The sequence below is a fragment of the Ruegeria sp. K11 genome (assembly GCF_056531905.1).
Genome location: NZ_JBQFMP010000011.1, coordinates 101930 through 116893, shown reverse-complemented (window position 1 = coordinate 116893; position 14964 = coordinate 101930). Strand labels below are relative to the sequence as shown.

The 14964-nt window shown below is 57.7% G+C and carries 14 protein-coding genes; 9 read left to right on the top strand and 5 right to left on the bottom strand.

The features are described from left to right. Nucleotides 1-82: 82 nt before the first annotated feature. A complete protein-coding gene (locus tag ACR0K4_RS17610) occupies nt 83-1612 on the bottom strand; it encodes a trimethylamine methyltransferase family protein (RefSeq protein WP_480855014.1) in 1530 nt (509 codons plus the stop codon). A gap of 386 nt (nt 1613-1998) precedes the next feature. Between ACR0K4_RS17610 and ACR0K4_RS17605 the strand changes: the two genes are divergently transcribed. The 9 genes from ACR0K4_RS17605 (at nt 1999) to ACR0K4_RS17565 (ending at nt 9992) form a co-directional block, all read left to right on the top strand. Then, nucleotides 1999-3078: a hypothetical protein gene (locus tag ACR0K4_RS17605; protein ID WP_480855013.1), complete on the top strand. Its 1080-nt coding sequence runs from the start codon at nt 1999-2001 to the stop codon at nt 3076-3078. 317 nt (nt 3079-3395) lie between these two features. Then, complete coding sequence (locus tag ACR0K4_RS17600) at nt 3396-4520, top strand: hypothetical protein (RefSeq protein WP_480855012.1); 1125 nt, start codon at nt 3396-3398, stop codon at nt 4518-4520. Continuing rightward, nucleotides 4521-4841, top strand: coding sequence for a hypothetical protein (locus tag ACR0K4_RS17595; RefSeq protein WP_480855011.1), 321 nt, complete (start codon nt 4521-4523; stop codon nt 4839-4841). Between the two features lie 4 nt (nt 4842-4845). Then, nucleotides 4846-6777, top strand: coding sequence for an AAA family ATPase (locus ACR0K4_RS17590; RefSeq protein WP_480855010.1), 1932 nt, complete (start codon nt 4846-4848; stop codon nt 6775-6777). After that, nucleotides 6774-7109, top strand: a complete 336-nt coding sequence (locus tag ACR0K4_RS17585) for a hypothetical protein (protein WP_480855008.1) — start codon at nt 6774-6776, stop codon at nt 7107-7109. The genes ACR0K4_RS17590 and ACR0K4_RS17585 overlap by 4 nt, the downstream gene beginning before the upstream one ends. Continuing rightward, nucleotides 7106-7399, top strand: a complete 294-nt coding sequence (locus ACR0K4_RS17580; protein WP_480855007.1) for a hypothetical protein — start codon at nt 7106-7108, stop codon at nt 7397-7399. Before ACR0K4_RS17585 ends, ACR0K4_RS17580 begins: the two co-directional genes overlap by 4 nt. A gap of 332 nt (nt 7400-7731) precedes the next feature. Then, nucleotides 7732-9069, top strand: a complete 1338-nt coding sequence (locus tag ACR0K4_RS17575; RefSeq protein WP_480855006.1) for a DUF6638 family protein — start codon at nt 7732-7734, stop codon at nt 9067-9069. Continuing rightward, complete coding sequence (locus tag ACR0K4_RS17570) at nt 9070-9336, top strand: hypothetical protein (protein WP_480855005.1); 267 nt, start codon at nt 9070-9072, stop codon at nt 9334-9336. A gap of 11 nt (nt 9337-9347) precedes the next feature. Continuing rightward, the gene (locus ACR0K4_RS17565; RefSeq protein ID WP_480521691.1) at nt 9348-9992 is read left to right on the top strand and encodes a DUF1523 family protein; all 645 of its coding nucleotides are present in this window, start codon (nt 9348-9350) and stop codon (nt 9990-9992) included. Between the two features lie 42 nt (nt 9993-10034). On the opposite strand, the gene ACR0K4_RS17560 is transcribed toward ACR0K4_RS17565, so the two are convergent. From ACR0K4_RS17560 to ACR0K4_RS17545, 4 genes are read right to left on the bottom strand one after another with little or no spacing between them, the layout of a single operon-like run. Beyond that, entirely contained in the window at nt 10035-11129 is a 1095-nt protein-coding gene (locus tag ACR0K4_RS17560; RefSeq protein WP_480855004.1) for a flagellar basal body P-ring protein FlgI, read from the bottom strand. Next, on the bottom strand, nt 11126-12133 hold the full coding sequence (locus ACR0K4_RS17555) for a flagellin (RefSeq protein ID WP_480855003.1): 1008 nt from the start codon (nt 12131-12133) through the stop codon (nt 11126-11128). The genes ACR0K4_RS17560 and ACR0K4_RS17555 overlap by 4 nt, the downstream gene beginning before the upstream one ends. 2 nt (nt 12134-12135) lie before the next feature. Next, nucleotides 12136-13587, bottom strand: a complete 1452-nt coding sequence (flgK, locus tag ACR0K4_RS17550; RefSeq protein WP_480855002.1) for a flagellar hook-associated protein FlgK — start codon at nt 13585-13587, stop codon at nt 12136-12138. 33 nt (nt 13588-13620) lie between these two features. Continuing rightward, nucleotides 13621-14916, bottom strand: a complete 1296-nt coding sequence (locus ACR0K4_RS17545) for a flagellar hook protein FlgE (RefSeq protein ID WP_480521695.1) — start codon at nt 14914-14916, stop codon at nt 13621-13623. Nucleotides 14917-14964 lie beyond the last annotated feature (48 nt).

The following is a 14964-nucleotide window of genomic DNA, read 5'->3' as shown; positions in this document are numbered from 1 at the left end:
TTATCGCCCCATACGCCCCGCGTTCCTCCAGGCGCGGGGCGACGTCATTGTGACCTGTTCTGAAATGATGCTGTGCGGTTCTCTATGACAGGATGGAAAACCGCTTGCGGATCGCCGCTTCTTGTTCTGCGGTCAGGTATGCCGGGTGATGCTCTTTCAGGATTTCCTGCGCCCGCCGCTTTGCCGCAGCCCACGCATCGGGGGCCCCGCTGTCCGCCCAGCTTCGCGGCTCGCTGCGGTCCGCGATTGACGGATAGAAATAGTCCCGTTCCATCGCGGCAAGAGTTTGTGCGCCGCCTAGGAAATGCCCTTCGCCCAGAACGGCATCGACGATGGCGTCAAACCCCAGGTTGGTTTCCGTCACCTCGACTCCGCGCAACGCGCGATAGATGCCAGAGTGCATCTCGTCATCCAGGATAAACGCCTCGAAACTTGCGCCCAGCAGCGAGGCGGTCATGCCCGAACTTTCGTAGATGAGATTACCGCCCGCCAGTGCGGCGGCCAGTGCGGTGACGCCCTTTTCGCTGCCGTATTGGGCGTCAATGGCCTTGGCATCTGTCATCGAACTGGCCACACCAGAAGGCAAACCCAGCCAGTTGGACAATTGCGCCGAGGCCGCGTTCAGTAATGCGGTCTCGCCGCTGCCTCCGGAAAACGCGCCGGTGCGCAGATCGATGACAAACGGCCAGTTTGAAAAGATCATGGGAAAGCCCGGTTGGATCACGTTGACCATAACCAGGCTGGCCAGAGTTTCCGCCAGCGACTGAGCCAGAAACCCGGCCAGCGTCGCAGGCGCGGTGGCCCCGGCCTGAGCCGCCGTGATGCAGGATATCGGGATGTTATGAGCGATGCATTCATACACCACGTCGACCGCATCGGCCCCAAACCGCATGGGTGAAATCACCGGGCTTATGTGTGCCTTCAGAAAAGGCCGGGCGGAAAATTCACCGTCTCCGCCTGCTGCGATATTCAGCATCTCCATCATCGGCGCGACATGATGGGCATATGTGAATGCGGTTCCAACCGGTTTGGTGGTGTTCTTCAGCAATGCAAAAACGGTGTTGACGTCCAGATCATAGCTGTCGGGAACATCGGTTGCGATGCAGCATCGGGTGAACCACGCAACGTTGGCCAGCGTATCCTGCAGCCGCGTAAAGTCGTGCAGATCAGAAAGGGTCGAAGAGCGATACAGCCCGGTATTCAAATCCAGCGTCTGAACTGCCGCGCCGCCGGTGCCAAAATAAACCCGCTCGCCGCCCACCTTGATGGACCGGGACGCGTCCCGGCCATGCAGTGTGAACGTCTTCGCGGCATCGGTGATGGCTTTTTCAACCAACGTCTCCGGCAGCACGATCCGACCGTCGCCGCGAGCTTTCGCTCCGGCATTCAGCAGATCCCGGGCCAGCCGCTCCGGCACCTCGCCCATTCCAAGATGCGACAGCAGCTTTAACGCCATGTCATAGATTGCCGTCAGTTCGGACGTTGTCAGGGGTTGGTAACGCCCGCCGATCTGTCCCGGAGGACAGGGGTTGACCTCGGGTTTTGCCTCACGCTTGGCCAGTCGCGTCTTGCGGCCGCGTCGCGTTCCCGTGCTGTGAATCTGTTCAGTCATGCGCCCTCTTGCCGGTCAGCTGGTTCAACTACACAGAATGCTGCGTGAATCTCCAAGAGGTATTTTTTAAGTCCGAGGTGTTAAAGCTGGAAACAGCCTCCGTTCCTCTGTCCCACCCGAAGCGTCTTCGACGCTGTTATTGGCTGCTTCAGCGCGGTGTTTGTCCGCGTGAACGGTGATGACGTTTCATCCGGGCCGTTGTCGGCACTCGGACTTCGCGTTGCACCATTGCCGCGCGGGCGCCTTTCTGTTCGCGCCTTGGTTGTCTCGCCTATCTTTTTCCACCCGAGTTTGTCAGTCTTTGCAGGAATTTACCGCCCAAGGGGATGTAAAAAGGCGTAACATTGCCTATCTTATTGGGGATATAAACAAAAAAGGGATAGCAGATGTCGAACCAGCAGTTTGATGCGTTGATTCAGGAAACTCAGACCAAGGTGCGCGAAAGCCAGTCGCAGATACAAAGCCTGACATCGCGGATCGAAGCCGCGCGCGCCAAAATCGGCACCGCCGAGGCGGATATCGACATCGAAAACGCCACGCTTGAGGATGTGCACGCCCATACCGAGGTGATGAACGCCAATATCGCCGAACTCATCATGGGGTTGGATGACGTCACCAACGCGTTTTCCAAGGATTTCGACGAGATGCGCTCGAAAACCGGGTGGGAGTCGTTTGTTGGCATCTTCGCCAAGGGCAAATCCGAGTCGATGCGGCAGGAGCGGATGCGCACCGCCAATATCGACGACAAGCTGCAGGACCTGATCGCCAAATCCGACGTGATCGTAAAACTGCTGGAGGGCCAGCTGTCCGTGCTGGAGGACCAGCGCGTGAAGGTTGAGGACAACCTGACCGTCACGCTGGATGACCGTGAGGCGACCGTGGCTGAGTTGGAGGCGCTGCGCGCTGAAATTCAGGACATGGACCCGACGATCATCACGTTGGAAAACAAGATCAGCGTTGAACAGGACGCCGCCGCGCGCACTCAGCTAGAGACTGAACTGGCCGAGCTGAACAAGCAATACAACGCCAAGGTTCAGGACGAGCAGGTCAAGCTGGCCAAATCCCAGACGCTGGAGCGCTATATCGAAAAGGGCAAGACCTGGGTCGATTCACTGCAGAACCAGGCGGCGACGCAGATGGTGTTGATCAACAAGCTGCAGACAGACACGCAACAGCGCGTGGTGCTGTATGACGCCCTGACCAAATCGCTGAAAACCGCGCAGCAGCAGGACGTCGCCCACCGCATCAATGAGATCGGCGTGCAGACGGACCAAGAGGCGCAAACCGCCATGGCCGCCATCGGCACCGCGACCAACCAGAAAATGGCCGACATGCTTGAGGCGCATGAGGACCACATGGTTTTCGCTCGTGACGTGCTGGAGAAAAAGGCCAAGGCGGATGAACGCTTTGCCCGCCGGTTCGCCTCGATCGTCGAGAAGCACGATAAGAACTTGTATGGTGGTTAAGTGCGTTTCGCTCACCAGCAATTCCTCATGTTAACTGCAAGTCTTGGACCATTGGAACTGCCGCGAATACTGGAGCAATTGGGGTTCATCGAAGAGAAACCGGATTATCCAGAAGTCGTCCAGGCACTGCTGATGATGGTCGTTGTAGCTTCGTTAATAAGGCTGCTGTGTTGGCTCAGTTGGGGCAGTGAACGGGGGCATCGGTTTCAGCGATCAGTTGGAATTAATCCCGAAGTGGTCCTGAATAGCATGGGTTCGCCGTTATACCGGTGGTGGTTCCACATCGACAAAAATGGGAAGGACTTGGACGCTCCTAGATGAACGACATTGACCCCACCCAAGACCACGTTTGCCTGACCGACACCTTCGCCTCGCGCCGCTATTTCCGCAAATTCGAGGTGATCACCGTCCACCTCCTGCGCGTGGCTGCAACGATGGAAGCGGAGGGCGCGATCAGCAAGCAAGAGGTGCGGATCGTGTCGCGGTATCTCTCGGGGTTGCTCTACACCTTCCGCGCACTCAGCATGAAATACCTGCTGGTCGGGCGTGATACGGGGCGGTTCTTTGGCAGCCTCGCCATGGACAAGCGCGACAGCGGGTTTCCCGTGGCGACCGAGTTGCTGACCATGGCCAATGACGCGCAGCAGGCGCAGGTGCATCTTGCGAATATGCCCTCGGAGGATGATCTGAAAACCGACATGGTGCGGACGATCATTGGCGATCAGGAAATACCCACCAAGCTGCAATTCGCTCTGTCTCAAAGGCTCTACTACGAGGAATTGTTGAAAGGTCAGCTGTTCTGGGCGCGCAACGATCCCGAGTGCCACTGGATCGGGAATGAGGGTGAACGGCGCAAGTTCATGATCCACTGGGCGGTCTATGACAGCCAGATCAATCTGCCGGTCATCTACCTGATGCAGTTGGAGGACAGCGGTAAGACGGCCCTGCCCAAAGACCAACGTCGCTGGCCGGAGGTGCAGGCGCATCTGATGGCGCAATCCTTGGGCGGGCTGAAACTGGTAACGATTGCCAAGGGCTTTGATCAGGATTTCGACGACCTGCACCCCAAACACCTGCGTCGCATTCATGTGGGGCCGATGTATTCCTCGGCGTTCACGGAGCAATCCGGCCCCTTGCGGCAGGTGTTGGAAGGTGCCCAAGCGCCAGAGGGTCAGGACTGGGCACTGGCATGGACCACCGAAGAGCTGGAAAGCGAAGATGTCATCGAGGAACGCGCCGGGTGGTTCTCGACTGTTGAGCGCGAGATTTTTGCTTTGGATCCGTTTGGTGGGCAGGGGGCTGAAACCGGGGCAACACGCACCCGGCGATCGATCATCCTGCCTCAGCGTCCGTTTCAGGTTCTGGCCGAGCGTGACCCGCCGGGCTTTGGTGACGTGCGCAAGTTTGTGGTCAGCAAAACGGGGCAGGTGTTGAGGTATTGAATGACAAAGGCGGTAACAACTCTTGTTTTGTTTCTAACCGTTGCAGCTTGTGGTTTGGACGGCGCCGTCCAACGCAACTGGTTCTTTGAGAACAGCGAGGCCGGCACTTCCGCTGACGAACTGCGAAAAATGCTGGATAAGCGCGGCATCCCATTGGAGTACGCGGAGGCAATTGAATTGCACGGTGACGCTATTCCAGCAGGTTCTGAGTGCTATCAGATACCCCCGGTAAACTTGGGCGGTTACTATCTTGCCTGCTTTACCGCTGATGAGAGCGGACACGTGAAGAGCCATAAGTTTTTCAACTATACCTATTGGTGAGAAGATGAGTTTGACGTCAGATCAGATGGAATTGCGGGAAGACGATATTCGCAAGCATTACCCGGCGGCGACGGCCTTGTTGAACGGTTTCGAGCATGCGCCGCGTATTGCCGAACCGGTTGAGGCGGTCGTCGAGCGATCTTCGGGTGTTTCGACGGGACGGCGATTTCGATCCACGACTCCGGGTCTGGTGACGCGGCGCACGGCGCGCGCCGATGGGGTGCATCTGGTTGAGCGGATCGAGGCGTCAGACGATGGGGATACCTTGGTCTCAGCGCCGCAGGCCACCACACAACAAGCCATTCGGCGCGCGATTGCCATCGCTCTGGCCTTGGCCGAGGCTTATGCGGAGCAAACTGCGCTGGCCGACCTGAAGCGCGCCAATCTGGCGGGGGATTTGCCCGCTGCGCGCAAGAGCGAGTTTTCGGAATTGCTGACGGCTGAGGCTTTGATCACGTTGCACGTGTTCGGAAATGCGTTGGCCTATTTGATGTCGTCGCATTTGGGGGAAACCACGGTTGATATCGGTGAGATCGAAGAGGTTCTGACCGACAACGGCCAACTTGCCTTGCACGGTGCTTTGTGGGAGCTGGATCAGGTGTTGGCAAAACACGCACCCGATGATGCGCATCTGATTGCCGCCACCAGCGCCTATGCCGAGCAACTGATGGAAAAGGCCGCCCTGCGCGCGAAGTCCGCTGGCCATCTGGCCCCGTTCCAGAACGCCGCTTGGCATATCGAGGCCGATGACCTGACGATCCGCGGTTTCGAACCGGCTTCAAAGGCGAAATCCACCACCCTCACCATGACGTTCAAGAAACCGAACGAGGTGGTGGGCAACCATATCGCCAAGTATCAGGCGATGAAGCTGGCCAAAATGCTGATGGCCTATGACTTCGACCGTCGCCTGAATCCGTTCGCAGAACTCGGCGGGTTCATTTTCACCTTCATGGGCGACGGCAAACCGGGCACGGGCAAGACCACCCTGATCCAGATGATGGCCGCACTGATCAACGACTATTGCCAGAACGCGGGCTATCCGTTCCGCTATCAGAACCTGAGCACCGACAATATCGACAGCTATCAGGGCAAATCCGGTCAGAACGCGAAGGCGTTTATCAACACGATCATCGACCCCTCGGTTATCGGGTTTGGCACCATCGACGATATCGACCAATTGGCGGGTAAACGCGGCGACCGGCAATCGTCAGCCGGGCAGCTGGAAATCACCGCCGTGCTGATGGAGAGTTTTGCCGGCGCCAACACCGTCGTGCGCGGCAACTGCACCTTTGGCATGTTCTCGAACTATCCCGAGAATGTCGACGACGCCCTGCGCCAGCGGGCGGGCGCGCGGTTCCTGGTGGACGGGCCGCAAACGCGCGAGGATTACATCGACATCCTGCACCTGCTGATGGGCCGCAACCACGACATCCCGCTGGGCGACCACGACGCCTATGCCGCGCAGGAGATCAAAAAGGCAGTCGTGGCCAGTTTCGAAAGCCATTCGCGCCCGCATGAGGATGCTCTGTTGCAGGTCTATGACCGGGTGTCGGGCGAGATCGGCCAGATGGACACCATCGCAAAGCTGGGCACCTACCTCAAGGCGATCCAGCAGGCGGATGAGCGGTTCACCGGTCGCGCGATCAAGAACATCACCGACGCGGTCAAGGTCCGTGCGATGGATTTCGAGCTGCCCGACGAATGGATGGAAAACCCCGACCTGTTCCTGTTCCGCGACTACGACACCAAGAAGGCCATGATCGAGGACCTACGCCAGCCGATCACGGTCGAGATGGTGATGCAGGAAATCAACCGCTACGTCGACAGCGAATTCCGTTATGCCGACAAAAGCGACGAGGTCGCCATCGAAAACGCGGTGCGCGAGATGGGGCGGATGGAAGAGGCCAAGCGGCGCTATCTGGAGGGCAAGGGGTGACCGGCGGACTGCTCCTGATCTTTGCAAGCCTGATCGGCGCTTGCATCTTCTTCGGTAGGGCCGTCGCGCGCCGTCGCCCGCCATCCGGATGGGCTTTTGCCATGCTCACGCTGATCATCTTTGCGGTCACCTATATCTGGAGTTCCCTGTTCGAGATCTGGATGAACGGCGCATCCATCTTGCGCCCGGTCTCGCTGCTCCACGCCTTTGGTCCCGGTGAAATGCCTTCACATTTCCTTGGTCGCGCGTTGTTCTGGTTTGTCCCCGCAATGATCTTGGCCGCAGGCGCGTATGCAACAACGCGCCATTGGTCAAAGGAGGCAAAGACATGACGTTGACACTTGCGATCACCGGTTTGGCACTCGTTCTGGGTTTCATCTTGCCTGTACGCTGGGGCGTGTTCGGCTTTCTGGGCGCAGTGGCGGTGCTGTTTCTGACCCAGTTCGGCGTGAACACAGGCGGCGGGTTTGAGGGCACGACATGGGAGGAAACGCTGATCCTGTTCGAAGGCAGTGTGGTATCTTACATCGGGTTCAACTTGCAGATCACAGCGCGGGCGTTTGCGTTGCCGTTGTTGGTGCTGGCGGTTGTGGTTGTCGGTCGGTTTGCTAGGAGTTATTGAGTGCTTGATATCCTCTACCTGATTACTTGTGCTCTCCTTGCCTATTCGGGCATCAAGTTTGTCTTATGGGTGATCAGGCGCAGTTTACCTGTACCTTTGGGTGGCTTCATGTGGCTCCGGTTCTTTTTTTGGTGGACCGCTAGTTTAGGCATCGCAGTTGCAGTGTATTATGGTTTGATTGCCATATGTGGCTGGGTGCTTTTTGACACTTGGGGGTTAAGCGAAAGGTTAGAACCTTCTGTGGTATTGGTTGGAGGTCTCATATTATCAGCGTCCTACTGGGTTGGACTGGTCAAGGGAATTGACCTGCAAGTCACGCATAGGTGGTCAGAATGATCCGCCTCATCAAAAGAGGCCTGATGTTTGGCAATCTCGTGCACATCTCCAGCCCGGCCTTGGTCGAGCGGTATAACCGCGCGTTGCAGCATCTGGCAGGCAAGACCACGGCGCTGACGGATTTCCATGTCGATATCTCGGGCTATTCGCCAGAGGTGGGGATTGAGCTGGAGGATGAGCTCTACCTCAACCCCAATGGGGTCAACCGGCAGTTCATCCTGCTGACGATCGAGCAGAAACGCGCACCTCTGCTGAACGTCAAGTTTTCGACCTCGCGCGACATCCTGCGCGACTTCATCGAGATGAACGAAGCGCAGCTGTTTGCCCTGACCGCCACGGATGCGGTGGCGGGAGAACTGGTGAACTCTGTCTTCAAACTGACCGCACCTGCCGACCTGCTGAACCTGCGCAAGATTGAAATTGAGGCCGACACGGTGGGCGGCACCCTGCGCAAATCGACGCAGCTGGCGGGTATGGTCGAGCGGTTCAAAACTGAAGAAGACGCCTGGTTCGACGACGTGCTGATCGCAAATATGATCGAGACAGCCAGGGAAACTGGTGATGTCGTGCGCAACCCGGTGCGCCTGCGCCATACCGCGTTTGTCCAACCGAATTTCTGGACGGCGCATTACGGGGGGCTCTACCTGTTTCCGGATTTGGATCATCCGACCGCGATTTTCATGGGCGACCGGCCAGATGATTTGCCGTTTGACCATGTCATTGGCAAATCACAGCAAAACAAGATTGCCAATTTCCTCAGTTCAAACAACCTGACCGAGACCATAATCGAGGCGCGTGGCGTGGACTCTGCAGCAATCCTGCAGCAGAAGATGGATTTCCTGACCATCGCGGCCGCCGCGGATGCTGATGTTGATCTGTCGGGGCTGGATCGCACCGATATGCGCCGTCTTGCCCGCAACCATTCGGACCACTTGCCCGACGCCTATCACGGGTTGGCGCAGCTGCAACGCTGGGCCCGGGACGGGGGGGCGTGGCCGCGCATCACCTCGGATCATCCGGCCTATTTCTATACGCTGCGCGCTGCCGATACACCGAACCGCGATCTCGTGAATATGCTGTTGGCCGAGATGGCCCCGCTGGACCCCCGCCAGATGTTCATTTGCCATAAAGAACTATTCTACAGCACATACGCCAAGTGGCCCGAGGCCAAAAAAGCCTATGTTGCCGACTTCCTTGTGCGCGAGTATCAGGTGGACAAAGCCGGTGCTCGGGCGGCGTTGTTCGGGCATGAGCAGGATATGGACGGGAATGATCGCATCAGCGATGCGGTGATCACACGTGTCGGGCCATGGGGCGCAGTAGGTAGAGTTTGAATGTTCGTCGCACTTCGTTTTCTTATCCCATTGATGGTCGTTCTGACGGTGATTTATGGCGCCGTTTCGATCTATTCCCGTTGGGTACGACGCGGTAAGCTGATCGCGCATTGGGAGAAAAAAGGAATGGTCGGGGATCGCGATGCTTTTGTTCAACGCGGTCTCAGGAAATATGACGGATCATTTCGCCGAAAGCTGATCCTGGGGATCTATGTCGTGCCCCTTGGCCTGATCATGATCCTGATTTATGTATCGAATTTCATGTGAGGGCATTGCCTATGCGCTATATCAAATGGGCCATTATCATCCTGTTCTGGGGAAGTGTCGCCTCGGTTCTGAATTACACGTTGCCGCAGCATGATATTGTCCGAATTTCAGATACTTATGAAAAGCGGATCGATCCGGGCGAAAACAGCATCTTCTGGTCGTCACAGGATGTGGGCAGCAACCCAAACACGCCCAACCGGGATGTATTTTTTATTCAAACCCGGAAGGCCAATGGCAAAGTCATGGTCTACAGAAACGAAGACACGGGTTGGGGTTGGCCGCCTTACTTCAAGCTGAACTCCTCTAACCTGCAGGCCGAGGCGGCTGATCTGAAGTCAGCCGAAGTCAGCCCACGATGGGTGGTTGTCCGGCATTATGGCTGGCGGAGCGAGTTTCTGTCGATCTTTCCGAATGCCGTGAAAATCTGGCAGGTCGATACGCCCGATCATCGCATCATTCCCTGGTTCAATATCATTTTCCTGACGGTTTTCTTTGCCCTGCTATGGGCCCTTTGGGTGCGCTGGCGCAGGTTCCGCGAAGCCCGGATCGATCCGATGATCGAAAACGTAGAAGACAGCCTTTATGCGGCTGGCGACGCGGTGGAAGAACAGGGCACCAAGGCGCGACGCTGGCTGGACAGTTGGAAATCAAAATAACCCCAGTCGCCGTTTGTGTGCCTGATCCCCGTGGGAAATGCCCTAGCGAACGACAAATTCTGCGTGCAGAGCACCAGCCGCCTTGATGGTTTTCAGAATGTCGATCATATCGCGGGGGGACACGCCAAGCGCATTCAGACCTGCCACCACTTCGGACAGGGTCGTTGCATCGGGGATTTCCGCAAGCCCGGTGCCTTCCTCCTCTTCGATGCCGGCAATTGTGCGGGGCACGACAACAGTTTCGCCCTGTGCGAACGGGTTGGGTTGCACCGCAATTGGTGCCTCCTCAACTGTAAGGGTCAGATTGCCCTGTGAGACAGCCACACGTGAAATGCGCACATCCTGCCCCATAACGATGGTGCCAGAGCGTTGATCCACAACCACGCGCGCCTTGCTTTCCGGCTCAATCAGGATGTTCTCGATGCGACCGATTGCATGGGCCGTGGACAGGGCCTGAGTCGCTTGGATATTGAGTTCAACGGTTCCTGAGTCGCGCATGATTGCAACGGGACGGTTGAATTCGGTGTTGATCGCAACCTCAATACGGCCCGCCGTTGTGAAATCCGGTTCCCGCAAGGCCAGACGCATTTGTGTCAGATCGGCAAGTTCGAAACCGACTTCGCGTTCGACCCGCGCACCCGACGGGATCACACCCGAGGTGGGCACGCCGCGAACTACCGAAGCGGCCTCTCCCTCCGCCGCTGCGCCGCCGGCCAGAACAGTGCCCTGCGCAACCGCGTATATCTGGCCATCGGCGGCATTCAGAGGAGTCATAATGAGGGTCCCGCCCAGCAAGCCCTTGGAGTCTCCGATGGCAGAAACGGTCACATCGATTTGCCCGCCAACCCGTGCGAAGGGTGGCAGACTGGCCGTAACCAGAACAGCCGCTACATTCTTGGGTCGAAAATCCTCTCCGTTCACGTTTACGCCCAATCGTTCGAGGATATTGGTCATGATTTCCTCGGTAAAAGGAGAGTTTCTCAGCCCGTCCCCTGTTCCGTTCAGGCCGACCACCAGCCCATAGCCGACAAGGTCGTTGCCCCGAACACCATCGAAATCCACCAGATCCTTCAACCGAATTGCTCCGGCATGCGCCAGGCAGGGTAGCAGGAAAAACAGGAACACCAGAAGTCTCATCTCAGGAAATTCACCAGTGAAAGGTTGGCATTGCGCACTGTGACCGCGTAGAGGCTTTCCAGCTGGAACTGTACCGTTTGCAACCGTGCGGCGGTTTCATACGGATCAGCAGCAATCAATTCGTTACGTGCGAACTCCATGCTGGTGCGGGCCGCTGTGTTGCGCGTGTCTGCTTGCTCGATACGCGCCTCTGCGGTCCCGATCTCGCCGCGAAGTTTGACGAGCTCGTCTGTCGCGCCAGCGAGATCAACGCCGAGATCTTTGAACAATGCAATTCGCTGGGACGGAGGGAAACCCAGGGCAGCATCAGCGACAAGCGCGGTAAGGGCGACGTCACGGATCGCGGGTTTTATCGCTGGATCAAGGGCCGTTATTGGAAGATCAATCTGTTCCCCGTCCGAAATCTGCATCGGGGCCAGAGCATTTGCCGACCCACCATAGATAACCGCGTCAAACTTGGCCGGATCGTTCATCCAGTTATCGGCGGCCTGACGGATCGCGCTGGTCGTGACCAACCCGGTCAGTTCGGATTGTAGCGAGCTCAAAATGCTGTCCGCATCCGGTAAGGGCGAGACATCGGTCGCCGTCCCTGAAAAAAGGCTTCGCCCGCCCGTGCGGGCGTTGAGGGCGGACACCATCGTATCCAACTGATTGCGTGCCTGAACCGAGGCTTGTTGATGAGTAACCGCCTGGTTCGATGTTCCGAAAGACAACAAATCTGCCGACATATCCGAGGTCGATTCTGCAATAGTCTTCACGCTTGTCTGCATCGCTTCGGTAAACAGTCGCGCTTCGGTTGTGGCGATCGCATAGGCGTCCAGCCGTTCCAAACCGCGATCCAGCTCAAGCAGATAGGCGTAATCGCCACCTAATCGGCCCGAGATATCCTGAACCCGCCCTGTCGACATTTCATGAGACAGGGTTTCGATCTGAGTTTTGATGTCAGTGCTGCGCGCGCGCAGGGTCAAACCACGCGCCAGATCGCCGATGGAAGTCAGTGTCATGTTCAAAGCCTCAGCAAAGTGTCCAAAAGTTCATCAACCACGGCGACAATTCTGGCGTTTGCGGCGTAGGATTGTTCAATTAGTATCAACCGCTGAAGCTCGGCATCGCTATCAACACCTTGCTCTGCTTCAATCTTTTGCATTTGCAGCTGAGCGTTTGCGGCAAACGCCCTGCGCTCCGTCGCCGTATGGGCTTTGGCTCCCGCGTACGACTGCAGCGCCTGAAACAGATCGGACATTCGCATATCTCCGGTCCCCAGGCCGGGCCCAGAAATTGGTCGTGCGGTCGTGAGAATTGCGCCAAATGCCTGCAGCTGGGCGGCGGTCCCGGGGTCGCCCGGGCCTGTGGCCCCCAGTCCGGTACGCAGCCGCCAGCTGTCACCGCCTTGATTGGGAACGACAATCGTATTCACTTCGATCCTTGATGCCAGACCGGGAGGCGCGAGGGGATCGAACCGGGTGCCGCGATCGGTGAAAAGACCAGGATCCGAAGGCAAGGCTGTCGGGTCCAGACCCGGGGTTTCAAATCGTTCGATCAGATCGCGCGCGACGGTATCCAGATTAATCTGAGCCTCGACGGCCAGTTCGTCGCGTATTTCGAACTGCGCGGCCAGCGCGCCACCTCGAATCTGCGCGAAATCTCCACTGACACGCACGGGCTGACCGTTGAGCGAAAGACCCGACAGCAAACCGTTAGCGACCGTCAAATGGGGTTTGGTGTCCCCGGTGGTCGAGAATGCGAACTCGGCGGCAGTGCCTTCCAGAAGGATCAAGCCGCCATCGGAATAAAGTGACACCTGATTGTTGTCGCGGGCCACCACATTGACCGGAATCAACGTATTGATCTGATCGATCAGCCTTTGACGCTGATCCAGCATTGCGCCGACATCTCCGCCGGAATTCTGAACGGCGACGATACGGGCATTCAGATTCTCGACATCTTGCAGAGTCTCATTCAAAGACGCCACCTGAGTGCCAATCGTCCGATCCGCGTCCGAGCGCACGTGCCGCAAGCCATCGGAGGCTTTGTTTAGTGCGATACTGACCTCTTGTGCCGCCTGGACGGCCTGATCCAGACGCTGGGCCGAATCTGGAAGGCTTGCAGCCGTTATCAGACTGCTCTCGAACGTCGCCAAGCGCGAAGATACCGAGGCCGGGTCGTCCGCGGTTCCAACCAGCTTTTCGAAGCCGACATAAAAATCCGACATCACGCTGGCATGTGAGAGTTCTGCGTCCGTTTCACGCCGGTTCGCAACCAGTACAGGATCCTGATGTCTGGTGATGCCGACAATTCGTACGCCATTGCCCGAAACCGTGCTGGTCGTCAGTTCCAGCGTGCGGCGGGCGTAACCTGGCGTCAGAGCATTTGCGATGTTGCCTGAAACAACCGCAGCCCCCCGGCTGGCGGCGTTCAGGCCACCTATGGCGTTGTTCAGCGCGGTTGAAATGCTCATTGAAAGGCTCCTTTCTGCAGGTCAGCGCGGCGATCAGCGTTTGATATTGGTGGTTTCTTGCAGCATCTCGTCCACTGTCTGGATGACCTTTGCGCTGGAGGAATAAGCGCGCTGTGTTTGGATCATCGAAGTCAGTTCCGTGGCCACGTCGGTTGTTGATTCTTCGCGCGCAAATGAAATCAGATCACCGGTCGGGCCTTCGCCTGCGTTCCACAGAAAGAACGTCCCACTTTCGCGTGACGGTGCGTAGGTTTGACTGTCCAGTGCAGTCAGCCCGTTCGGATTTGGCACATCGGCAAGAGGAATCTGGAACATGCGACGGCTGACACCGGTATCGTAGAAGGCGTAGACATATCCGTTCTCATCCACCTGCACGCTTGTCATCGTGCCTACGGCGGAGCCGTCGCGCGTGATGGAAACGGGGGCGAACGTATCCGAAAGCTGGGTAATGCCATCGGAATCCCCGATCTGGCCGATGTTGATCTCCATGGGTCCGCCTGCAACGTTGACCACGACACTGCCGGTCACCGGATCATATGCCCCGCCCGATATCGCCGTGACACTGGCTAATGTTCCCCCGGATGCACGGCTGTTGGTGAAGGTTAACGTGTATTCACCTATGATCGCCCCGCCCGACGCGGAATCGCGCAGGGTCATGGTCCAGGTGTTGCTGGACCCCGTTGCCGGCACTGTGGGCGTTAACTCGATATCCACGCTTTCCGACTTGCCCAGATTGTCAAAATACTCGACCGAAAGCGGTTGAATGTCGCCAGGAGCGCCGGCGTCGGTGGCAGTGGCGGGCAGATTCATGCGCAGGTTCATCTGGGTCGTTGGCGCCCCGGACAATTGGTTGACGCTCAGCTGGATCGGTTCCAGGGCGGCTGGCGTGTCGCGGGGCACCGACGGGATCGAGCCGTCAGGTGCGGCGCGCCATCCCAGCAGAACCAGACCTGATTCCGTGACAAGATAGCCTTCCTCATTCGTACGAAAGGACCCGGTTGTGGTCAGCAGCATCTCATTCGAACCGCCCGCGATTTGCGAACTGGGCCGTACGGGCAGCATTCCGCGTCCGCGTACGGCCAGATCAGTGGAATTGTTCGTCGTCACCAATGACCCGCGCTGGTCGATCAGGCGCTGGCTGGTGGTTCTGACACCACCGGCCGAATAGCTGCCACCCTGACCAGAGGTGACCATGGAATGAAAATCCGTTTCGACCCGCTTGTATCCAAAGGTTGAGGAATTGGCGATGTTGTCCGAGATCGAGGCCAGCCGGTTGGCATTGGCCTTCAGCGCCGCCACACCGGCATTCAGCGAAGAGGAAATGGTCATTGGCGCGCCTTTCTGTTGCGTCACTTATCGGTGCAACAGCTAACGCGT

Excerpts from the sequence above, each read along its gene's own strand:
- ACR0K4_RS17595 (WP_480855011.1), top strand. The coding sequence starts at position 4,521 with ATGACAAAGGCGGTAACAACTCTTGTTTTGTTTCTAACCGTTGCAGCT.
- ACR0K4_RS17570 (WP_480855005.1), top strand. The coding sequence starts at position 9,070 with ATGTTCGTCGCACTTCGTTTTCTTATCCCATTGATGGTCGTTCTGACG.
- flgK (WP_480855002.1), bottom strand. The coding sequence starts at position 13,587 with ATGAGCATTTCAACCGCGCTGAACAACGCCATAGGTGGCCTGAACGCC.
- ACR0K4_RS17590 (WP_480855010.1), top strand. The coding sequence starts at position 4,846 with ATGAGTTTGACGTCAGATCAGATGGAATTGCGGGAAGACGATATTCGC.
- ACR0K4_RS17545 (WP_480521695.1), bottom strand. The coding sequence starts at position 14,916 with ATGACCATTTCCTCTTCGCTGAATGCCGGTGTGGCGGCGCTGAAGGCC.
- ACR0K4_RS17575 (WP_480855006.1), top strand. The coding sequence starts at position 7,732 with ATGATCCGCCTCATCAAAAGAGGCCTGATGTTTGGCAATCTCGTGCAC.
- ACR0K4_RS17605 (WP_480855013.1), top strand. The coding sequence starts at position 1,999 with ATGTCGAACCAGCAGTTTGATGCGTTGATTCAGGAAACTCAGACCAAG.
- ACR0K4_RS17580 (WP_480855007.1), top strand. The coding sequence starts at position 7,106 with ATGACGTTGACACTTGCGATCACCGGTTTGGCACTCGTTCTGGGTTTC.
- ACR0K4_RS17565 (WP_480521691.1), top strand. The coding sequence starts at position 9,348 with ATGCGCTATATCAAATGGGCCATTATCATCCTGTTCTGGGGAAGTGTC.
- ACR0K4_RS17600 (WP_480855012.1), top strand. The coding sequence starts at position 3,396 with ATGAACGACATTGACCCCACCCAAGACCACGTTTGCCTGACCGACACC.
- ACR0K4_RS17610 (WP_480855014.1), bottom strand. The coding sequence starts at position 1,612 with ATGACTGAACAGATTCACAGCACGGGAACGCGACGCGGCCGCAAGACG.
- ACR0K4_RS17555 (WP_480855003.1), bottom strand. The coding sequence starts at position 12,133 with ATGACACTGACTTCCATCGGCGATCTGGCGCGTGGTTTGACCCTGCGC.
- ACR0K4_RS17560 (WP_480855004.1), bottom strand. The coding sequence starts at position 11,129 with ATGAGACTTCTGGTGTTCCTGTTTTTCCTGCTACCCTGCCTGGCGCAT.